Annotated in this window: 19 protein-coding genes; 12 read left to right on the top strand and 7 right to left on the bottom strand. The window is 42.8% G+C overall.

The genetic code is table 11. The features are described 5' to 3' along the window. Positions 1-41: 41 nt before the first annotated feature. The 4 genes from BLT41_RS14965 (at position 42) to BLT41_RS14950 (ending at position 5,068) form a co-directional block, all read left to right on the top strand. Positions 42-1,055 carry a BMP family lipoprotein gene (locus BLT41_RS14965; RefSeq protein ID WP_092162596.1) on the top strand — a complete coding sequence of 338 codons (1,014 nt, stop codon included), beginning with the start codon at positions 42-44 and terminating at the stop codon, positions 1,053-1,055. Positions 1,056-1,128: 73 nt separating this feature from the next. Beyond that, positions 1,129-3,453 carry a response regulator gene (locus tag BLT41_RS14960; protein WP_244512301.1) on the top strand — a complete coding sequence of 775 codons (2,325 nt, stop codon included), beginning with the start codon at positions 1,129-1,131 and terminating at the stop codon, positions 3,451-3,453. 18 nt (positions 3,454-3,471) lie between these two features. Beyond that, the gene (locus BLT41_RS14955) at positions 3,472-3,771 is read left to right on the top strand and encodes an Hpt domain-containing protein (protein WP_244512300.1); all 300 of its coding nucleotides are present in this window, start codon (positions 3,472-3,474) and stop codon (positions 3,769-3,771) included. A gap of 373 nt (positions 3,772-4,144) precedes the next feature. Next, complete coding sequence (locus tag BLT41_RS14950) at positions 4,145-5,068, top strand: bile acid:sodium symporter family protein (protein ID WP_092162594.1); 924 nt, start codon at positions 4,145-4,147, stop codon at positions 5,066-5,068. Between the two features lie 37 nt (positions 5,069-5,105). Here the strand turns inward: BLT41_RS14950 and BLT41_RS14945 are convergent, their stop codons facing one another. Next, complete coding sequence (locus BLT41_RS14945; protein ID WP_092162593.1) at positions 5,106-6,458, bottom strand: L-serine ammonia-lyase; 1,353 nt, start codon at positions 6,456-6,458, stop codon at positions 5,106-5,108. Positions 6,459-6,553: 95 nt separating this feature from the next. Between BLT41_RS14945 and BLT41_RS14940 the strand changes: the two genes are divergently transcribed. Then, the gene (locus BLT41_RS14940) at positions 6,554-6,958 is read left to right on the top strand and encodes a 2-thiouracil desulfurase family protein (protein ID WP_092162976.1); all 405 of its coding nucleotides are present in this window, start codon (positions 6,554-6,556) and stop codon (positions 6,956-6,958) included. Between the two features lie 80 nt (positions 6,959-7,038). On the opposite strand, the gene BLT41_RS14935 is transcribed toward BLT41_RS14940, so the two are convergent. Together BLT41_RS14935 and BLT41_RS14930 are read right to left on the bottom strand one after the other, a co-directional pair. Further along, positions 7,039-7,314, bottom strand: coding sequence for a hypothetical protein (locus BLT41_RS14935; RefSeq protein WP_092162592.1), 276 nt, complete (start codon positions 7,312-7,314; stop codon positions 7,039-7,041). 2 nt (positions 7,315-7,316) lie between these two features. Next, entirely contained in the window at positions 7,317-7,985 is a 669-nt protein-coding gene (locus tag BLT41_RS14930; RefSeq protein WP_092162591.1) for a YkgJ family cysteine cluster protein, read from the bottom strand. Positions 7,986-8,355: 370 nt separating this feature from the next. On the opposite strand from BLT41_RS14930, the gene dsrA reads away from it, so the two are divergent. The 4 genes from dsrA to BLT41_RS14910 all read left to right on the top strand — a co-directional run bounded on the left by dsrA (position 8,356) and on the right by BLT41_RS14910 (position 12,628). Continuing rightward, positions 8,356-9,669: a dissimilatory-type sulfite reductase subunit alpha gene (gene dsrA, locus BLT41_RS14925; RefSeq protein WP_092162590.1), complete on the top strand. Its 1,314-nt coding sequence runs from the start codon at positions 8,356-8,358 to the stop codon at positions 9,667-9,669. Between the two features lie 15 nt (positions 9,670-9,684). Further along, positions 9,685-10,830 carry a dissimilatory-type sulfite reductase subunit beta gene (dsrB, locus tag BLT41_RS14920; RefSeq protein ID WP_092162589.1) on the top strand — a complete coding sequence of 382 codons (1,146 nt, stop codon included), beginning with the start codon at positions 9,685-9,687 and terminating at the stop codon, positions 10,828-10,830. Positions 10,831-10,890: 60 nt separating this feature from the next. Further along, positions 10,891-11,136: a dissimilatory sulfite reductase D family protein gene (locus tag BLT41_RS17705; RefSeq protein ID WP_092162582.1), complete on the top strand. Its 246-nt coding sequence runs from the start codon at positions 10,891-10,893 to the stop codon at positions 11,134-11,136. A 100-nt stretch (positions 11,137-11,236) separates the two neighbouring features. Beyond that, entirely contained in the window at positions 11,237-12,628 is a 1,392-nt protein-coding gene (locus BLT41_RS14910; protein WP_092162581.1) for a cobyrinic acid a,c-diamide synthase CobB, read from the top strand. Here BLT41_RS14910 and BLT41_RS14905 read toward each other — a convergent pair whose 3' ends face one another. Further along, on the bottom strand, positions 12,629-13,375 hold the full coding sequence (locus BLT41_RS14905) for a MotA/TolQ/ExbB proton channel family protein (RefSeq protein ID WP_092162580.1): 747 nt from the start codon (positions 13,373-13,375) through the stop codon (positions 12,629-12,631). It abuts the gene before it with no gap. A 112-nt stretch (positions 13,376-13,487) separates the two neighbouring features. Between BLT41_RS14905 and lgt the strand changes: the two genes are divergently transcribed. The 3 genes from lgt to BLT41_RS14890 all read left to right on the top strand — a co-directional run bounded on the left by lgt (position 13,488) and on the right by BLT41_RS14890 (position 17,371). Continuing rightward, a complete protein-coding gene (lgt, locus tag BLT41_RS14900) occupies positions 13,488-14,297 on the top strand; it encodes a prolipoprotein diacylglyceryl transferase (RefSeq protein ID WP_092162579.1) in 810 nt (269 codons plus the stop codon). A 314-nt stretch (positions 14,298-14,611) separates the two neighbouring features. Then, a complete protein-coding gene (locus tag BLT41_RS14895) occupies positions 14,612-16,594 on the top strand; it encodes a FecR domain-containing protein (RefSeq protein WP_092162578.1) in 1,983 nt (660 codons plus the stop codon). A 192-nt stretch (positions 16,595-16,786) separates the two neighbouring features. Further along, positions 16,787-17,371, top strand: coding sequence for a hypothetical protein (locus BLT41_RS14890; protein ID WP_092162577.1), 585 nt, complete (start codon positions 16,787-16,789; stop codon positions 17,369-17,371). Between the two features lie 89 nt (positions 17,372-17,460). On the opposite strand, the gene BLT41_RS14885 is transcribed toward BLT41_RS14890, so the two are convergent. The 3 genes from BLT41_RS14885 to BLT41_RS14875 form a co-directional block, all read right to left on the bottom strand. After that, positions 17,461-18,837: a sodium-dependent transporter gene (locus BLT41_RS14885; protein WP_092162576.1), complete on the bottom strand. Its 1,377-nt coding sequence runs from the start codon at positions 18,835-18,837 to the stop codon at positions 17,461-17,463. Between the two features lie 229 nt (positions 18,838-19,066). Further along, positions 19,067-19,810 (bottom strand): complement resistance protein TraT, encoded by a 744-nt coding sequence (traT, locus tag BLT41_RS14880; RefSeq protein ID WP_092162575.1) that lies wholly within the window; start codon positions 19,808-19,810, stop codon positions 19,067-19,069. A 9-nt stretch (positions 19,811-19,819) separates the two neighbouring features. Continuing rightward, complete coding sequence (locus BLT41_RS14875) at positions 19,820-22,057, bottom strand: S1C family serine protease (protein ID WP_244512299.1); 2,238 nt, start codon at positions 22,055-22,057, stop codon at positions 19,820-19,822. Positions 22,058-22,073 lie beyond the last annotated feature (16 nt).

The raw sequence follows: 22,073 nt of genomic DNA, 5'->3' as shown, positions 1-22,073 counted from the left end.
CAACATTCTTAGATAAAAGAATTATTAAAGGCTGTGATATCATGAATGGGGCTAGAAAATTTTGTTTTCTTCTTGTTGCATTTGGGGCGATAGTTATTTTTAGCTCCGTATCAGAGACGTGTTTTGCCGATTCCGTTGTAATTGGTTTTATTACGGACGGATCAGCCTTGGACGATGATTCTTTTAACTGTATGACTGTTGTTGGTTTAAGACGTTTGCAAAGTGATTATGATGTTAAAGTTCAAGTTCGCTGCGGAGGATTTACTGCGCAATCCTTTGCAAAGGGGCTTAATTCATTACTTGATAAAGAAATAAAAATAATCGTTATTAATGCTTCAACTCATCGTGATCTTATTGTTGCAGCGGTGAAGACTCATTCAGATGTTATTTTTATTTTGAATGGGGTGGCTGTTACCGGTTATCCCAATGTTTCTTCTCTTCATTTTGGGCAGAGAATGGGGTCGTGTCTGGTTGGCGCCCTCTGTGCGTGGCAAAGCAAAACTGGAAAAATTGGTTTTATAGGTGGTAACGAGAGTCCTGTTATATTGGAATTTTTGTGTGGCTTTAAGCAGGGCGTGAAGCTTGCCGGTGAAAAAGTTGATGTGGATGTCAAATTTGTTAGAAAAGGTCTTTCGGTAACGGGTTTTGAAGACCCCCATCACGGAAATGAATTGGCTAAAGCTATGTACGCTTCAGGTGTGGACATTATTTATTCGGTAGCCGGGCTTTCGGGTAACGGAATTATTTATGCTGCACAGGAATCTGGAAACTATGTGGTTGGTGTTGATTCCAATCAAGACTACATGGCGAAAGGTAATGTTCTTACAAGTATGATGAAGCTTCTTGATGTAGCTGTTTATCAAGAAGTTGTATCTGTTTTGAAGAGAAAATTTACTCCCGGTGTGAAGGAATATGATCTGTTGAACGGTGGCGTAGCACTTACAGATATGAAGTTCAGTAGGCATCTGATCTCAAAAAAGATTAGAGATGAGCTTAAAATCATGGAGCAGGATTTAGTATCTGGAAAGATCGTTTTTGACTGCTCGGGGATATAAGTTGGCGGCATTGATCTGAATGTTTAAATTGTCTAAAATAAGATATGGGATAACCCTCGGCGTGTTGTTGATAATGACTGTGGTTTTAGTCCCTTTAGGCTATTTCGCAGCAACTCGACATCATGAATCTTCCGTTCAGGCTCTTTATTCAAGAGGTGAGGGGATAGTTTCCTTTGTGGCTTTTGCAAGCAGTGAAGCCATTTTTAAGTTTAAATTTTACCGATTGGATGAGCTGGCGCGAGGGGTTTGTATCGCTCCGGAAGTTGATTATTGCGCTATTTATCAACCTGACGGCTCTATATATAGTGAGTACGGAAATATTTCTTCCGTATCTGTCGACAATATTTTGAATGTTGAAAAACGCATTTTAAAAGATGGAGAATTGCTCGGATTTGTTCGTGTTGGAATGCTTACAGATTCAGTAGATAAAAGCTTTAGCGTAGCCATACGTAATCTAGTTTTAATTTTTTTGGCTGTCCTTATTGTTGCGGGAGTGAGTATAAATTTCTTTTTGGGTAGATTTTTTATTTCTCCGATAATCAAGTTGTCCAAACAGGCTGTCAACATCGGCCAGAACAGGTTTGAAAAACTTGACGGTATGAACCGGACAGATGAAATTGGTTCTCTTGCTTTAGCCCTTAATACTGCGAGTGATAAGTTTTCTCAGCTTAATTTTGAATTGGAAGAGATGGTAGTTGAGCGAACGAGAGAGCTTCGTGATGCAAATATTAAGCTAAGTGAGGAGAATAAAGAACGTGTACGGGTTCAGAATAATTTAACCTCAGTTCTTGATGAACTTTCTTTTGCAGTTCAGGAGCTTGAGAAGGCAAAAGAAAAAGCTGAAACGGCCAGTCGCTTTAAAAGTGAATTTCTTGCCATGATCAGTCATGAAATAAGAACCCCGATGAATGCTATTCTCGGAATGGGGGACTTGCTTATTGAGACAGGTCTTGATTCTGAGCAGATGGGATATGTGGAAATTTTCAGAGGTTCAGGGGAACTTTTACTTAAAATTATCAATGATATTTTAGATTTTGTTCAAATTGAGTCCGGTCAGATAGATCTTGTTCCTGTCCCTTTCAATCCTTCGCGTGATGTTCAGAGCGTGTGCAAAAGCGTTGCTCATTCCGCTCATGCTCGTGATATTGAGATTATTTGTGACGTTGATATGAATGTTCCTGCTCAGGTGATCGGAGATCCCGTGAGGGTGCGGCAGATTCTGATGAATATTGTATCTAATGCCGTTAAATTTACTTCCAGCGGGGAAGTTGAAGTTCGGCTCAGTCTTCAAGAGTCAAGTGAAGATCATGATCAGCTTTTATTTACAATCCGGGATACAGGAATAGGTATTTCTGAAGGTAAACTCAGTAATATTTTTGATAGTTTCGTTCAGGTGGACGGTTCAACCCGTCGTGAGTACGGTGGAACCGGGCTTGGACTTGCTATTGCTTCCCGTCTGGCGGGACTGATGGATGGCAAAATCTGGTTTGAAAGCGAGCGGGGGAAAGGAAGCGTTTTTTATTTTTCAATTCCGTTCAGGAAGTCTGTTTATGAACCTGATATAGGCGTGGTTGATTTTTCAGGAACTAAGGCTTTACTGATTGATGATAATAATACGGTTCGGGAAGTTCTTGCTCGCAGGCTACAGGCTCTGGGTGTTTCAGCAACCGTTTCAGTAAATGCTGCAGAAGGGCTGGATTATCTGAAGGGAGCTAAGGATCGTAATGAATTATATAATCTAATTCTTATCGATAGTGAAATGCCAGACATGTCAGGAGTTGATTTTCTTTTCGAGGCTCAGCAAGAAGGGTGGCTTCAAGGTCTCGTTGCGATAATGTTTTCCGCAGGTTGCACAAAACAAGAACGTCGTGAAGCAAAAGAAAAAGGTGCTAATTTTGTTTTGATTAAGCCTGTTTTTGATGTTGATCTTGTCCGTTGTCTTTCTGGAATTATTTTCCCTGAAAGGAAGGAGCAGGGTAAGATCAGTCCCGTTTTAAAAGTTCTTTTGGTAGAAGATAACGAAGCTCATCGAAATATTCTGGAACGTTTCATAAAAGACACGGGAATGGAAGTTGCTTCTGCTACAGATGGACTTAGAGCAGTACAGCTGTTTGCGGCTAATCAATATGATCTTGTTTTTATGGATGTGGATCTTCCCGTGTTGAGCGGTCTTAAAGCCGCATTAAAGATACGCGAAATCGAGGACGCAGAAGGTAGAGTTCGGGCTGAAATTATAGCTCTGGGGGCACATGTTTTGGGTAATTCACAGTCTGAGAGTTTTAATGCCGGGTGTGATGGGTTTATTTCTAAGCCGATAAAGGGGGAGACTATCCGTTCTGTGGTGATGGCTGTTGCAGAAGGTGGAAAATTCCCGAAAGAAGTTAAAGTTTTAGAGTAGTCGAAGCTTGGAGATAATGTGCAGAAAAAAATATTCACAATTGATGAAAGTGTGAGATCTTTGATTCCTCATTTTGTAATTCATCAATACGCTGAATTGCAACTGATGGAAAAAAATCTGGAAAATGGCAACATGGAAGAAGTCAGCCGGTTAGGACATAGCTTAAAAGGAGCTGCCGCAAATTTCAATCTGGAGCCTCTTCGTAAACTTGGGGTGGCTATTCAGGATGTTGCTAAAATGGGAATGAACGACGCTCTTGCTCCGTTGCTTGCCAGATATCGTTTGTATCTTGAAGAGCTGAAATCTATGCAGAATTAAGTCTAGGAAGCATTACCGCAGCAAGCTCTGTCAGGGCCTAAATTGTGGTAATAATCAATGATATTTCTTTCCGCTTCTTCCCTTTAGTCACTTTTGACAAAGGGTTTCTTCTCCTGTCCTACAAGAACCTCATTAATCCGAATCAATGTTATTTTTTCGAAAGATCTTTTTCAATATTTATATCCGTGCCCGGAATAAATTTAAATTTTGGAAGTTTGTTTGTATTCATATTTTTTGGGGTTACATGTGCTCACTTAAATCTAACTCATATTTATAAAATATTCCAAATTTAATTACAAAAAATCGAGCTTGCGCAGTCGCTTTTTTTAAAATAGAGCACGGGTAAAAAATAAATGTTTTGTATGGGAGAAAAATGATTAATTCCATTTGCAGACTTATTGAGCGTCATTTTTTGTTATTAGCGATGGCTCTCAGTGCTGCCGCATATATCGAACCAACATTGTTTACATGGTTGAAGCCGCATATAGCTTTATGTCTCGGCATCATTATGTTCGGCATGGGACTTACTCTGGAAGTTAAAGACTTTGCTTCCGCCATCAGGAATTATAAGGCTGTGGGGCTTGGAGTTGCCTTGCAGTATGCAGTTATGCCGATACTGGCAGTTACTTTGTCGTCGCTGTTAGGGTTGCCGCAAGAGGCGGTGATCGGAATGGTCGTGGTGGGGGCTTGTCCCGGCGGAACGGCTTCTAATGTTATAGCACATCTAGCTAAAGCCAATGTAGCTCTTTCCGTAACCATGACTTTGATTTCAACCTGTCTGTCACCAATTCTCACTCCCGCGATTATTTATCTCGTGCTGAATCAACAGATTGAAATTCCGTTCTTACCGATGGTTGAATCAGTATTCTGGATTGTGGTTTTTCCGCTTGTTGACGGGCTTGTATTCAGAAAACTTTTCCGCAAAAAAATTGACCCGATTATACATATATTCCCGAGTCTTTCTATTTTGGTTATAGCTTTGCTGATTGCTTGTATTATCGGGCTTAATCATGACATGCTGGCAACTTTCCCTGTGTTGGTTTTTGTTGCCGTTGTGCTTCATAATCTCGGGGGGCTTGCTGCTGGTTACTGGGGAGGCAGGATTACGGGCTTGTCACATCAAGACAGTCTTACTCTTGCCATCGAAGTGGGGATGCAGAATTCCGGCCTCGGGGTTGCTTTGGCTACGAAATATTTTGGCGCTGCCAGTGCTTTACCCGGAGCTCTTTTCAGCTTGTGGCATAATATTTCAGGGGTTTATCTGGCGAATAGAAACCGAAAGGTCTCAGACAAGTAATTAAAAACCCCGCCCTTAAGAAATGGCGGGGTTTTTTTTAGCAATTCGGGACGGATACAGCTAAACCTGCTTCTGAAGTTTCTTTGTATTTACTGCTCATATCTTTGCCGGTTTGGGCCATGGCGGCAATTGTTTCATCCAGAGTTACTTTGTGGAATTTTCTGTTTTCAACGGTCGCGATCAGGAATGCGTTATAAGCTTTCACTGCTCCCATGGCATTTCTTTCAATACATGGGATTTGCACGTATCCGCCTACAGGATCACACGTCATTCCAAGGTGGTGCTCCAAAGCTGTTTCAGCGGCATTCTCAGTGCGCCAGAACTTGAATCCTGCAGCGTAGGTGATAAGAGCTGCCGCCATTGAAGATGCAACTCCGATTTCGCCCTGACATCCAACCTCAGCTCCGGCGATGCTCGCGTTATGTTTGGCAATAAAACCCACAGCTGCCGCGGCGAGCATTCCTCTGCGAACCATGTTGCGGCTTACCCCTGCGTCTTCTTCAAGGGCGTAGACTACAGCTGGGATAACCCCTGCTGAACCAGAGGTCGGTGCTGTTACGACAATATGTCCTGCCGCATTTTCTTCGGATGCAGCAAAGGCATAAGCGTTCAACCTGATCAAAAATTTAGATGGATCTTCATACCCTTTGGGGGTGGAGGTGATGAGCGTTTTCGCCTTTCTGTGCAGTCCTAATGTCCCGGGAAGAACACCTGTTGCGGCCAGCCCTTTGTCTACGGCCTTTTTCATAATATCCAAAAGGTTATCGATCTTTGCCAGTACGTCTTCTTCAGAAGTTTCGGTAATGGCTTTTTCATTCTCAAGGATCACTTCATGGAGACGTTTTTCCGTATCTGTAAGAATTTTTTTCAGTTCTTCCATATTGCCGTATTTATAAATGGGGGCCCGTGTAAGAGCAGGTTTTTGACCTTTCCATTTAATAAAACCGCCACCGATAGAATAATATTCTTGTTCAAAAAGAATTTCTTCTCCGTTTTTAAGACGTATTAACAGAGTATTACTATAGGGAAAGTCGTTTTTAACTTCGGCAAAGATAATATTTTTTATAGAGAGCGGCAGAGAAATTTTTCCGCTTTTAAATTGATGTTCAGTGCCGTCGGCAAGGCTGTCCAGAAAGTCGCAATCAACTGCGTCCGGGGAGTTTCCAAGTAATCCCGCAATTACGGCTCTATCAGTTCCATGTCCTTTACCTGTCGCACTTAAGCTCCCGTAAAGCCTCACTTCTATTGAAGTAGGATCTTTTTTTAATTGAATATCTTTAACTGATTCATTGAAGTTGAAGCCTGCTTTCATGGGGCCGATAGTGTGTGAGCTTGAAGGTCCCGGGCCGATCTTAAAAAGTTCAAAAACAGAAGTAGTGATAGCGGTCATAGAACCCTCCTTGACCATGGAATATGATTATGAAATTGCTATTAGCATATTGGATGATTTTGAACAAACAAGTTTTAGCTTATGGAGTGATGGAAATGATAGTTGTATCCGGCTGTCTTGCAGGGATTAAATGTAAATATAATGGTACAGAAAGCACTGATGAAACTGTTGTTGAGCTGGTGAAACAAGGCAAGGCTATTCCCGTATGCCCTGAACAGTTAGGAGGGCTGCCAACGCCTCGTCCCTGTTGCGAATTTGTCGGGGACAGAGTGCTTACAACTTTAGGTATAGATGTAAGTGAGCAGTTTTTAAAAGGCGCTGAAGAAGGTTTGCGGTTAGCAAAGCTGGTCGGTGCAAAAAAAGCAATCCTTAAATCCCGCTCTCCATCGTGTGGATACGGTAAGATATATGATGGAACTTTCAGTGGTAAGTTGATTGCTGGCGACGGACTTTTCGCCGCGATGCTTAAAGAGAATGGAATAACTGTCGAATCTGTTTAATACAAAATCCCCGGGATCATCGCAAATAGAATGATTCCGGGGATTTTAATTGCTTTAGAAAACGAAACAGCTAAGCAAGTTTAGTGAATAATTTTATTTTCTTTAATCAATTGCTTGGCAACATTCAAATCGTAGAGACCCAGCGGGTTGCGGTCTGAACCGCGCTCTTTATATTCTTCGGCTGCTTCAAGGATAACATCATATGGAAGCCATTCGTGTTTATCCCAAATGGTAGAATTTTCGTTGCTCCACAGTCTGAATTCAATGTCAGCACCGTTTTGGCTTTCCCTGACATACATGCGGGTTTCTCGGGTCTGGAGGGATGGATAGTAATATAATCCGCGTTCATCTTTCATATTTAGGCACTCCCTTTTGTTTTGCGAAGTGAAAAAGAACTACCGTTAGGTGTTGCGATAATTCCAAATCCTGAAAGGACTCTGTTTAGTGATCTGCCGAAAAAGAATTCCATTGAATCCGCAGGTAATCCTGATTTTTCAACAAGTAAATCTCTTATTGATTTGTCATAAACCAGCATTTCAAGAAGATCTACCTGTAATTCAGCGCTGTTTTCCCAGTTTTCAAGGATTTTTTTAGCGAGTTCCGCTAATTGTAGAGGAGCGCATTTAAGTTCGTGTTCTTCGATAATTTCAAAGACCGGATGTCCTTCAGGAAGCACATCTTTTCTGGTGATTCTGTCTTTGTCATACATTTTTCGAAGAGGCTCAGGATCTCCGCAAAAAAGAGTCTTGCACTCAATAGGTCTATCTTTGTAAATACGACAAGCCTGAGTTGAGGGAGCCAGGAATTTGCATGTCCATTCCTGTCCGACTCCTTTGATTTTTAGAATTTCACTCGCTAATGGGACAACTGCGCCCTCAGGCTGATCATAAGCTAGTTCGCCTATTCTTAGAGTCACTATGTCAGTCAGGTCTATTCCGCCTTCGATACTGAGAAGGTGGAGGTCCTGCGAGTGAAGAGCCGGGCCGCCTTTGCGACAACATGTGCCGCATTGTTTGCATTCTTTCATAACTTTAAGGTCACTTTTTCAAGTTTATGTTGCTGGTTATTGAATTTTTTTGTAGGTAATATTGCTACTGACGCATCTGGCGTCGAGAAGAGTAAATACGCTTATAAAGGTATGCTTGGCAAGCCTAGGTTTATCTACTCTAAAACCTTGCCTGAGTTGACAAAGGGCATAATAGTTCCTTATCTCATCTGCTAGGTTGTTTTTTTTTTCACTTAAGGGTATCGTGCCCTCCCTTGCATCGTTATGATTTAAGGGGTCTCGAATTAAGATGAGGAAGCAGCCGGGTTTAGACCGAATTTTCGGTTGTTTGAACCGGATGCCTAATTGTATTGGTAGGTATATCTATTAAACTTTATGGAGGTTTAAGGGAATGGCGAAACACAAAACTCCCTTGTTGGACCAGCTAGAAAGCGGGCCCTGGCCTAGCTTTGTGTCTGACTTGAAGCTGGAAGCCAGCTCTAGATCCAAAAACGCGAAGGGCGTGAATTATCAGATTCCCGGTGAAGTCTGTGAAGACCTTCTTGGCGTACTAGAACTGTCTTACAACGACGGTGAAACACATTGGAAGCATGGCGGAATCGTAGGCGTATTCGGTTACGGCGGCGGCGTTATTGGTCGTTACTGTGATCAGCCTGAAGCATTTCCTGGCGTAGCTCATTTCCACACAGTCCGTGTGGCACAGCCTACAGGTAAATACTACACCACTGCTTTCCTACGTCAGATCACTGACATTTGGGACATGCGTGGATCCGGTTTGACCAACATGCATGGTTCTACTGGTGACATCGTTCTGCTTGGAACAACAACTCCTCAGCTTGAAGAAATTTTCTACGAATTGACTCATGAAGCTGATGTTGACCTTGGTGGTTCCGGTTCTAACCTGCGTACCCCTGCAGCATGTCTTGGTAAATCCCGTTGTGAGTACGCTTGTTACGACACACAGGCAATTTGCTATGACATGACTATGGAATTCCAGGATGAACTTCATCGTCCAGCTTTCCCTTACAAATTCAAATTTAAATTTGATGGTTGTCCTAACAGCTGTGTTTGCGCACTTGCTCGTTCTGACTTCTCAGTTGTAGGTATCTGGCGTGATGAAATCCGCATCGATCAGGAAGCTGTTGCAGCTTACATCGGCGGAGAATTCGCTCCTAATGCTGGCGCTCATTCCGGTGGAAACTGGGGTAAGTTTGATATCCAGTCTGAAGTTATTGATAATTGCCCAAGTAAGTGTATTAAATACACTGACGGTAAGCTTGAAATCAACGACAAAGAATGTGTACATTGTATGCATTGTATCAACACCATGCCTCGTGCATTGATGATTGGTAATGATCGTGGTGCATCCATCCTTTGTGGTGCTAAAGCTCCGATTCTTGACGGTCCTCAGCTCAGCTCTCTTTTGATTCCTTTCATCAAGGTTGAAGAACCTTTCACCGAAGTTAAAGATGTTGTTGAAAATATCTGGGACTGGTGGATGGAAGAAGGTAAAAACCGTGAGCGTCTTGGTGAAACCATGCGTCGCATGGGCTTCCAGAAACTTCTTGAAGTTACCAATACCAAGGCTGATCCAAGACACGTACAAGAACCTAGACACAACCCTTACATCTTCTGGAAAGCGGATGAGGTTGCTGGTCCTTGGGAACGTGACGTTAACGAATACAGAAAAAGACACCAGAGATAACTCGGGAGGACAGATATGGCGTTCGTATCTTCTGGCTATAATCCAGATAAGCCGATGGAAAACAGAATCTCGGATATTGGACCTCGTGATTTTAATGAGTTCCTTCCTCCGGTTCTTAAAAATAACTATGGACAGTGGAAATACCACGATATCCTCGAGCCAGGCATTCTGCTTCACGTAGCAGAATCAGGCGATGAAGTTTACACAATTCGTTGCGGTACTGCTCGTCTTATGAGTATTACTCTTATCCGCGAAATGTGTGACATCGCTGATGCTCATTGTGATGGTCACTTGCGCTTCACAACACGTAATAACGTTGAGTTCATGGTTGATTCCAAGGACAAATGTGACGCACTTAAGAAAGACCTTCAGTCCCGTAAGTTTGACGGTGGCAGCTTCAAGTTCCCAATAGGTGGAACAGGCGCTGGTGTTTCTAACATCGTTCATACTCAGGGTTGGGTTCATTGTCATACACCTGCAACCGATGCTTCCGGTACTGTTAAAGCCATCATGGATGATCTCTTCGAAGAGTTCACCGGCCATAACATGCCTGCTATGGTTCGTATCGCAGTTGCTTGTTGTCTTAACATGTGTGGTGCTTGTCATTGTTCCGACATTGCTGTTGTCGGTATTCACCGCAAGCCTCCAATCATTGACCATGAATACCTCGACAACCTTTGCGAAATTCCTTTGGCAGTTTCAGCTTGTCCTACCGGTGCTGTTCGTCCTACTAAGATCGAAATCGACGGTAAACAATTCAAGACTGTTGCTATTAAAGAAGAGCGCTGCATGTACTGTGGTAACTGCTACACTATGTGTCCTTCACTGCCTCTTTCCGATAAGGAAGGCGACGGTATCGCTCTGATGGTTGGTGGTAAGGTTTCTAACCGTATCAGCATGCCTAAGTTCTCTAAAGTTGTTGTTGCATTTATTCCTAACGAACCTCCTCGTTGGCCTACACTTACTAAGACTGTCCGCAAAATCGTGGATGTCTACAAAGCAGATGCTAACAAGTACGAACGTCTGGGCGACTGGGCAGAGCGTATTGGTTGGGAACGTTTCTTCGAAAAGACTGGTATCGAGTTTACTCCCCATCTTATCGATGATTTCCGTGATCCAGCTTATTACACTTGGCGTCAGTCCACTCAGTTCAAGTTCTAGGAATTGAGAATATAGGGGCACGGCACTTTGCCGTGCCCTGTTTAAAAAAAGGGGCTAATTATGGCGATCGAGCTAGAATCTGCAAAAGTAGTAATTATGGACTTCCTAGTTTCAAAGACCGGGGCGAAAAGCAAATTTTACTTCAATGATTTTACCAAACTTTTCCCTGATGAAAAGGGTCGTGACGTTAAAAAAGTCCTGACTGCACTCGTTAAGGAAGAAAAAGTTGTATATTGGTCAAGTGGTAGCACTACCATGTACGGCATGTCCGGCGCTGGTAAACAGGGCGGAGCTGAGGGCGAATAGACCTTTTTAGGCCTAGAGTCTTGAATGCCTTGTCCAATTTTTTTGGACAGGGCATTTTTAGTTTTGAATTCCTATCGTTGACTTAGCGGGTAAATGTTTTATGAATTTTCCTCGTCTCGTTCTCGCCGGACTTAGCGGCGGCACTGGTAAAACCATTGTCACTCTGGGGCTTTGCAGAGCTTTTAAAAATCTCGGCAAGAGTGTGAAACCCTTTAAAAAGGGGCCGGATTATATTGATGCAAAATGGCTGGGACTGGCTTCCGGGCAATCTGCGACAAATCTGGATCCTTTTTTAATGTCTGTTGATAAGCTGAAAGCCTTATTTCTTGAGAAGGGGCAAGGGGCAGATATATCAATAGTAGAAGGGAACAGAGGTCTTTTTGATGGTAAAGATGTGGAGGGAACCTGTTCCACCGCTGAACTTGCCAGAATAATAAATGCACCCGTGATCTTAGCGATTGATTGTACTAAAATGACTCGCACTGTTGCCGCCATAGTAGCCGGTTGCAAAGCCTTTGAAGACGGTTTTAATCTCGCAGGAGTTATCCTTAATCGTACAGGCGGTGATCGGCATCGTAATATTCTGCAAAAATCTATCGAAACCTATACAGACGTTCCTGTTCTTGGAATGCTTCCTAAACTCAGCAAAAATCCTATCCCTGAACGCCACATGGGTCTGGTTTCCAATACAGAATACGGCCCACAAGATGAATCCTTAGAAATCCTTGGGAAAATGGCGCAGGATTGCATTGATCTTGATAAAATTTTTGAGATTGCTTCAAATTCAGGCAATATTCCTCAAAATGAGGAACCTCTCTGGTCTGGTATAGAACTCGTAAGTGAAGAACATCCTGTAATCGGTGTGGTTCGTGATGAGGCTTTGTGGTTTTACTATGAAGAAAATCTCGAATCTTTGACAAAGGCCGGTGCTAAAATCGAGGAAGTTTCACTTATATCGGATGATCCTTGGCCTGAAATAGATGGTCTTTATCTTGGTGGAGGATTTCCTGAAACACTTGCACCTGAACTTTCTGCGAATAAAGATAGAAGAGAGCACGTCAGTAGATTAGCTGATTCAGGACTTCCAATTTATGCTGAGTGCGGCGGGTTTATGTATCTTGGCGATGACGTAGAGTATGAAGGGACGAAATATCCGATGGCAGGAGTTTTGCCTCTATCAACCTGTTTATGCGCCAAACCTCAAGGGCTTGGTTATACCGCAGGAAAAATTATTCAGGAAAATATTTTTTTTCCAGTCGGAACCGAGATTGTCGGTCATGAATTTCATTATTCTCTTTGTATCAGCAGAACCGATTCAAATCCCTCTTATGCTTTAAAGCTTAGTCGCGGGAAAGGCATGGCTGATGGGTTTGACGGGATGATTAAAAATAATGTTTATGCCGGTTACAACCATATTCACGCTCTCGGTGCGCCATGTTGGGCTGGAAATTTTGTGAAGGCTGCTCTGCAATTTAAAAAGGAAAGAAAGTAATCAGGGCATATAAGCTCTGGCAATTTTGAAAATGTCGTCATAATTAAGCTTGTTTCTTATTCCAATACACATTTCAGTAGCCATCTGCATTTTACGGCTAGAATATTTCAATATTTCCTTACTTTGTGCTGTTAAATTTAATCTGAGAACTCTGTGTTCAAATCCGTCAATTACCTGAGTAAGGCCGTTCGCATAAAACGGGGTTTTGATGTGCGGTATGAATTGTTCAAGTTGCTGTTTTCCTTCTTTGCGACTCAGTATGATGTGGAAAAGCATCTTCACGAGCAGTCTGTCCCCTTGAAGTTTATGGTCGAATTCCAGAAGAACATTCTGGTCGGATTCTTTGTCATTCAATCCGTCCAATAATCCGTGAGCCAGAGTGAATGCTTTTTTTTCAGAGATAAGCGATGTCGGGTATTGCGAGGCCATGCGTACGAAAGATATGCGGGGATTTTCCTGTGAAGACATTGCAAGCAGGGCAATACACATGGATGACAGTTTGCGTGAGTATTCGTCAGAAATTGTTTCAGATTTTGCTTCAGCCAGACGGCGGATGATTGGCTCATCCAGTTCTGAAAATGCGGTTTCAAGCAGATGTTTGATAAACGGTTCGCGAGTGTATTTAATTTCTTCATCAAGTACTTTTTTGCTGCGCTTGACGTCGATAAGTTTTTTAATTGAAAGCCAATAGGCAGCCAACCCTTCGGCAGGCATTTCTAAAATGTCAAAATCTTTTTGTTCTTTCATGGGATTTCCTTGTATTTCCTATTGTCTGATTGTAACTGAATTTGTTCGGGAAACAAAGTCCACTTGTTATAGATTTTGATATTGAATTTTTTCAAATAGCAGGGAATTAAATATGATTGTATTACCGGAATTTGATACCACCGCTTTTCAAATTGGACCGCTTAAAGCCAACTGGTACGGCCTTATGTATATGATAGGGTTTGCCTTTGCGTGGGGGCTTGGTCGCTATCGCGCTTCAAAGCCGACGAATAATTGGACTCCTATACAGGTTGATGACCTTATCACATGGCTTGTTGTCGGTTTGGTTGTGGGAGCACGAGTCGGTTATTGTCTCATATATGAACCTGCCTATTTTATTGCGCATCCTGTTGATATTTTCGCTGTGTGGAAAGGCGGAATGTCTTTTCACGGAGGGGCGGCAGGTGTTGCTATTGTGGCATGGAGATTTGCTAAATCCACTGACAGGGCAACTCTTGATGTCGGTGATTTTATGACCCCGCTTGCGCCGCTAGGGTTGCTTTGCGGTAGAATAGGTAACTTTATTAATGGTGAGCTGTGGGGGAGGACCACGGACGTTCCTTGGGGAATGGTTTTTCCAAGTCAGCGGGCCGGTGATCTGCCGCGTCATCCGTCTCAGCTTTATGAAGGTGCTCTCGAGGGTCTTTTGTTATTTTTAATTTTGTGGTTCTGGTCTGCAAAACCGCGTCCGAGAGGAACGACCACCGGTCTATTTTTAATTGGATATGGAATGTTCAGGGCGTTTGTAGAATTTTTCAGACAACCTGATCCGCAGTTGGGATTCCTTGCCTTCGGCTGGCTTACTATGGGACAATTGCTTTGTGTACCAATGATTCTGGTCGGGCTTCTACTTTTTGTCTGGGGAATTAAGAAGGGCCCTGTTCCTCCGGCAGCGAAGGCTTAGATTAAGGTAAATATTTTTACACAAATTATTCTCATTTTGAAATAATTACCCGCATTTTCCTCTGTTTTTATGGGAAATGCGGGTTTTTTGTTTGCAAAAATGCTCTTTTGGTGTTTTTTAACTAATTGTTATTAGTTTTTGTCTAAATATGTTATATTAAATTGTGTAAAAAATGTTTTTAAAGAAGCATTTGATATCTAACCCAAATATTAAGTACTACATTTAGGCTCTAAAAAAAATGTTATTACTATCTTGATAAGTTTTAAAACGGGGTTACTATATATTATGGGGTAATTTAAAACTCGAGGTGTATTATGTCACCTGCACAAAATGCTGACTTAAGTTCTATCGGTGTTGTTCTTGCCGCTAATGGTGAGGTTTTCCTTCAGTCTGATTCCGGTATGAGGACGGTTCAATCCGGTGCTCCTGTTTATGCGGGCGAGGAATTGATTACCGGACCTGGAAGTACTGCGGAAATCCGGTTTGTTGACGATACTCTTCTTTCTCAAGGGGCGGATTCTTCAATCTCCCTTGACGACTATATATATGATAACACGGATGACACAGCGTCCGAACTTCTCTTTAAAATGAGTCAAGGAACTTTCCGTATGGTGACGGGTAAGATTGCCGAGCAGAATCCAGAAAGGTTCAAGGTCGGTTCTCCTCTTGCGACTATCGGAATTCGAGGAACTATTACTGTTCATGAAATCGGCCCGGATGGCGAAAAGCACGGGGTTGAAGAAATTCACAGTGGTAAGGCTTTGTTGATTCAAAGTATCGACGGTCAGATTCGTCAGATTTCAACACCTCGTGCGTTGGTCGATATTGCTGCATCCGGTCTTATGAGTACGGTTCGTCCAATGACGATTCAGGAATTTGAACAGTTCCAGTCTATCGCTCCGGCCGCTGTTCAGGCTGAGCAGGAGATTCAGGAACAGCGTGATCAGGAAGAGCAGGATCAACAGGACGATGGCGAACAGCAAGGCGAAGAAGGAGCTGAAGGAGCCGAAGGAGGCGAAGGAGGCGAGCTTGAGGCAGGCGTCGGCGTTATGCTGGGTGGTGAATTGGCCGGTGAATTAGGTTTAGGCGAATCAGTTGATGCCTTTATGCTCGGACTTGCTCAAGATGCTCTGGAAGCCCTTGCTCAGGGAGATTTAGTCACAGCGCAGGAATTACTTCAAAAGCTGGAAGATATTCCGACCGACGATGATATTCTAGAGTTGATCGAAAATACCGGGACAGGTGATATTCCTGATGATGGGGAAGGGCATACGCATACCTCTGATGACGGGATTACTTGGGTTTACGGAACTTCCGGTGATGATACTTTGATAGGAACAGCGAATACTGACTATATTAACGGTCTAGGCGGAAACGATACAATTCATGGGGCGGGTTCAAATGATACTCTTTATGGTGATACTGGAAACGATCATATTTTCGGCGATCACGGGAATGATTATATTCTTGGTGGAGCCGGCGATGATACAATTGGCGGTGACAGCGGATCTAATACCCTGAATGGTGGCGACGGACTTGACTATGTATCATATGCCAGTTCTTCGACTCTTGTTACTGTGTGTATGGATTCCGGGACAGCAACACATGGGGATGATATTGATTCACTGACAAGTTTTGAAGGTGTAATCGGCTCAATGTATGGCGATTCTTTTTTCGGTGGAACTAATGCTGCTACATTTATCGGTGGCAATGGAAATGATTTTATAGAAAGTATGAATGGCACCGACACAACCTCTTACGAAGATGCAATCGGAGGAGTTTCTGTTGATTTAGACTTAAGTTCCGGTGAGGCTATTGGAACTGGCACTAATTATTCAGGAATCGGGATAGATACTCTTCATGGTGTAAATAACGTGATAGGCTCCGGCTATGCAGATATTCTTATTGGTAATGGAAATGCTAACACTATCACCGCAGGCGCCGGTAATGATACCCTTACTGGTTTAGTGGGGGCTGACCTGCTGATCGTAGGTTCTGGTAATAATGAGATCCGTTACACTTCTTCCGGACAGGGAGGAGATACTGTGACAAATTTCATTTCAGCTAACGATACTTTTAAGTTCAGCTCTGTCAGTTACAGTTCCGGTCTGTTCCAGACTGTTGCTGATTATGCTGATACCGGTACTGGAGCAACTGGTACTGGAGCTTATTTTATCTATGATCCGACTAATGATAAATTGTTTTATGATTTAGATGTTACCGTTGTCGGACCAGGAGAGCTTATTGCCACGGTTGAAGGTGACGATGTCGTTCAAAGTGATATTGTTTTGTTTTAATCTCTGAGTCTTAATTCTATTTATAAGGCCGCTTCGTTTTTTGCGAAGCGGCCTTTTTACTTCTATACGACTTGTGGCACTTGAAGAAAAAGCACTATTTTTTTAATGGTTACTATGTCAGGCTAAACGGAAATTGATACTTGAAGCAGGTCACAATAGAATCTGAAACGAAAGTCACAGACAAGGTAGCAAATGAATAAAATAGATGTAATCCTCGGTAAAATTGATGACCTTGAAAGAGATCTTCGTGGTGAATTGCGGAATGTGCAAAATAAGTTTTTTTATACGGTACAGGAAAGAAAGGTGCGTTTCAGCGCAGATGTAAAGGCTGCTCATCGGGAGTTTGCCGCTAGATGGGTTGATTATGTATACGATTCAGGGATCTGGGTTATTCTAACTCTGCCGTTTATCTGGATGCCTATTGTTCCGGCCTTAATTTTGGATGTTACGGTCTGGCTGTATCAGCTTATGTGCTTCCCTGTTTACGGAATTCCGAGGGTGAAACGCAGAGATTATGTTGTGCTTGATCGCCATACTCTAAAGTATTTAAATTTAATCGAAAAAGCTAATTGCTTTTATTGCAGCTATTTTAACGGACTTATCGGGTTTGTGCGTGAGGTCGGGGCAAGAACAGAGCAGTACTGGTGTCCTATTCGTCATGCCCGTCCGGTTAAGTCTGTGCATAGCCGTTATCGTCATTTTTTCCAGTATGGTGATGCTGAAGGATATCGCAAAGGACTAGCCGAAGTGCGTGAAACTTTTCATGATACTGAATAGTTTTAATTCGATTTTCTAATAAAAAAGGTCGCTTCAGATAATCTGAGGCGACCTTTTTCGGTTTTATATAACGAGTCAGCTTTGTTTATTTAAAAAACTTTGAGCATATTCATCATGACAATTGCAACAAGTAACGGGCTCACATACTTGATGAGGAAGAATAACACATCGACAACTTTTTCGTTTTTGATGAGTCCATGATTGCTAAGCTCTGCTTTGAATCTGTCTTTACCAAATACCCAGCCGGTGAAAATGCAGATGAGCAATCCTCCTGCGGGCATGCAGAGATTGGAGGAAAGAAAGTCGAAAAGGTCAAAGAAGTTCATACCGAAAACTTTTACATCTTTGGTCAGACTGCTTGAAAGTGCCGCCGGAGCACCTAGGAGCATTATCAGCAGTGCTGTTGTGAGAGTGGCTGCCTTGCGCGACATTTGGCGTGCTTCACAAAGGTAGGCAACCGGCACTTCAAATAGAGACAGCATTGCTCCTGTTGCCGCCACAGCTGTTAATACAAAGAAGAGAACTGCGAACAGATGGCCCATAGGCATGGATGCGAACACCGCAGGGATTGTGATGAAAAGCAGAGAAGGTCCTGCTGACACATCAAAACCGTATGCGAATACAGCCGGGAAAATGGCGATACCTGCCAGCAGGGAGATCAGAAGATCTGCCAGTACTACGCGGGTTGCTGTTAAAGGAATGTTCTGGGAATTTTTAAAGTATGAACCATAAGTCATCATGGTTCCCATTCCGATGGAAAGTTTGAAGAAGGCAAGCCCCATTGCCATCAAAATGACAGAGCCGGAAATTTTGGAGAAGTCGGGCGCAAAAAGAAATTCAAGTCCTTTTTCTGCTCCGGGCAGAGTCAGGCTTCTGCCGCAGATGACGAGCAGCAGTAAAAAGAGAATAGGCATCAATTTAATGGTGACTTTTTCAATGCCTTTGGAAATACCGAAAGTGATGATTATTGAAACAAATATGATTACAAACCATTGCCAGCCTATTGATTGAACTGGATCAGAGATAAGATCTGCAAATGCCGCTGAGGCTATTGTAGGGTCGGTTGTAAGGATTGAGCCTGAAATTCCTTTGAATATATAAGCAAAAACCCATCCAGCTACTTCGGTGTAGAAACAGAGAATTAAAAAAGCAGCAACAACGCCGGATATTCCGACAATTCCCCAAGGCTGACCTTTGGGAGAGAGTTTGCGCAGAGTGGTGATGGCATTTGCTTTGACTGTACGGCCCAGCATAATTTCTGAGATCATAACGGGAAGGCCGACAACAACTGTGCAGGCTAGATATACGAAAAGGAAACTGGCCCCGCCGTTTGTTCCGGTCATGGACGGAAATTTCCAGATGTTTCCGAGGCCAACAGCAGAACCTAAAGTTGCGGCAAGCATTCCAAGATTTGATGTAAAGGCATCTCTTACTGAATGTCCGGCTTTGTGGTGTTTATCGCTCATATTTTATACTTCCTGAAATGTGATATTTAAAAAACTAAAACCGCCCTACCACCAAGTTGAGCAGTGTTCAACAGTTAAATAACCATATTATTTTGCATAACACTGTTTTTTTAGTCCTATAATAAAATATATGTTTTATGTGCCTGTTATTTTTCTTGTTTCTTAAAAAAAGTCTCCACATTGTAAATGGGGAGACTTTTTTATTGATGTCGTTCTAAATTGAAGGCGGTTAGATTGCGTCTTCGAGTATTCTTTTGAATCGTGAGGTGACGCCGCTAACTATTTCAGACTGGTGAGTGTTGTCACCGCCCGCATAAACAGCAACCTGTGATTTTTCACGGGCTCGATATGCGGTGAATCCGGTTTCTTCATTATATTTTTTGATCTGAGTGTCACCGAAGTTGATCACGTATTTTTTTCTTTTGGCAAGGGAATCAACAAGTCCTATCGCAATGTCAGCGACCATTATGTACGTGTCTTCGGTAGAATAGCTGCCGAGAACTGCTCCGACTGTAGCACCTCCGGCTGTGCCGAGTACTGCGCCGTCCATGCTGCTCGGACTTTTACTTCCGACATAACCGCCGGTTGCCGCGCCAAGCAGGCCGTATTCAATAGCCATGTTTGTGGATATCTGGCCGGAATAACGCATGTTGATATCAATATGAATACCGTATTTTTTGCCTTTGGTAATCTTGTACCCTTTTTCGATGTATGCTTTTTCAATATCATTGCGAAGAGCTTTCAGGTCGACCGCAGGGTCACCGGATGTGTTGCGGATAGATAATTTAATTGTCGGGTTTGAAAACTGTGACGGGTCCATGAACAGGTTGCCGTTCATGTAGGAACCATACATCAAACCTGTGCCTTTTTCTCTGACCATTCCCATACGCTGTCTGGACTGACAACCGGAGAGGATCATTGTCAAAGCTATAATTGCCAGAAGAGTGCTGAATATTCTTGTTTTATTTGTCATTTAAAATACCTATTTGCGATAATTGATGCCGTTTTGTTTAAGAAAGTCGATGACTTCGGCGTAATGTACTGAGAAGTTAAGGCCTTCGGTTGCTTGTTTGGAGAGTCCCCATGTGTTCACACCGACCAACTTATCTTTATAGAACAAAGGTCCGCCGGAGTTACCATGGTTAATGGGGGCATCAGTTTGAATGTAGCGAACCTTGCGGCCTGAAGGAGCCGGGCCCATGCCTTGAAGGTTTCTGTACGCGCTGAAAACACCGCGGGTAATGGTGTAAGGATATGCTTCGGGATGACCTATCGCTTCGAGAGTAACACCTGCGGGCAAGGTTCTTTCCGAGTAGAATGTGACTGGTTTTCCGCGTGTCTGTATTTTTATCAGAGCAAGGTCGCGGTGCATGTCATAAACCATCACCTTACCGAATGTTTCCATATTATTATGGAGTTTCATTTCAGCAAACTGACTTCCTTCAACCACGTGAAAGTTTGTCAGAATGACATCGTCTGTGACAAAGAATCCGCTTCCCATTCCGCCTTGCGGGTTGAAAACGACGACAACAGAATCAAAGCGTGGATCGTTTCCGGTGTCGGAATCATATTTATTTGAGTAGAATTCAGCCAAAGCCTTGTTCCGGTCATTGAGAATAGATTTTTGAATTTTAGCTATATTTTTATATTTTTTGTCTTTGCCTCTCTGCGAAGCATAATGTCCTAAAATGTCGGACAAATTGACGCTGACAGGCTGTTTTTCATAGTTTTCAAGGTCCTGCTCTGTTTTGAACTTGGACAGGATAGAATTCGCTTCCGGGTCTTCATCCTGAACACCGTAAGCAACTTTAAAAGTACGCTGCTGTGTTATATCAAAATGATTTTCATAGTAGGATTTATTGCGGCGGTCGATGATGTAGTATTGAACTGAAGCCTGTTTTGCGTCTTTTACAGTTACAATTTTGTAGTTGTATTTTTGATAGACTGGCAGATTCAGCATGCGCGGAGTATTTGTGGCATTGGCCTGAGCTGATAAAAAATGTTTTTCATTCAGATCAATCTCTGACTGCATTGTCATTAATGCAAGAGCTCCGCCAAGTCCCTGAGCTTTAAATTGGTTGATTCTGTATTGGAGGCCGTTGTTAGCCATTTGAGCGTTCTGGTAAATCATCTGAGCTTTATCGTATTTATTATTGTAAGTTTCGCGATACCCAGTGATTAGCTTACTTTTTTCTGCTTTGTAGCCGGTTGTTTTGCGGTTTATTTTTGAAACAGCTTCATTGATCAGGATTACGATATCCGCATCTTTTGCGGTTTGCGAATTGAACATTCCGTGTGCTTCAGCCTGTTCAGCCTGAATGGGCATATCTACGTCAATGCCGAGCCCGAATTCAATGCCGTGCTGTTTCATCATTGTTTTACTGGTAACTCTGACGAAGGCAATTTTACAATCCGGAATTTCAGCGACGTCGAATCCGGCTTTTGTAGTGCTCTGGAAAGCTTTGATTATAGCGCGTAAGGAGGGTGTGCTTTTCCCTGCAACGCGGCGGAGAGCATTTTTGTAGTACTGTGCTCCAAGATTGTTTTTGAAGTTTTCTGAAAGATCAGGGCCGTAAGTGTTCATCAAATGAGGAACGCCTGTTCCTTTTGCGGCAAGGATGGTCTTCGTGAAGAAATCTGTTTGCGAATCCAGAAAATCTGCATTGTTAAGTTTTACCGGATAGACTTCAAAAAAACTTTTTTCTGTTAAAAGCGGGTATTTTTGAAATGCTGCTGCTGTGCCGTCAGTGATGATTTTTGTTTTTTCTGCTTTGGAAGACTGCAACTGAGCAAGCTCAGCCGGAACCTGATTAAATGCAGTAAGTATTGATTGAGATGTTGCGGTTGCAATCATTTCGCTGGCATCTGTAAGTTTATCTTCAATTATGGGCCACTGCTCAACCGTAGCAGGCCATGTAATAGAATCTACACGAGCTTTTGAGGCTGTCAGTTTAGGCTGAAACATAAGCTTTATGGATGAAGCAAGTGCTTCTAACTGTGGGTGGTTTTCAGGATTTTCATTGAAAAAAGCTTTATTCTGCACCCAGACTTGTTCTGCTTTAAGCAGGTCTTTTTGCTGTACCAACTGCGTGATGTGGTCAGCAGGTGTAAAGAACATTGAATAGTTAGTCTCTCCGCCTTTACCTGTTCCAGCAGTTTTACAGCCAGATACAGAGATCATCATTACTAATAGCAATAATCCTAAAAACTTAAGCCTCACAATTCCCTCCAGTATG

The sequence above is a fragment of the Maridesulfovibrio ferrireducens genome (genome assembly GCF_900101105.1).
Classification (GTDB): Bacteria; Desulfobacterota; Desulfovibrionia; order Desulfovibrionales; family Desulfovibrionaceae; genus Maridesulfovibrio; species Maridesulfovibrio ferrireducens.
Note: the sequence above shows the minus strand (reverse complement) of the source record. Positions and strands in the feature narration are given on the sequence as shown.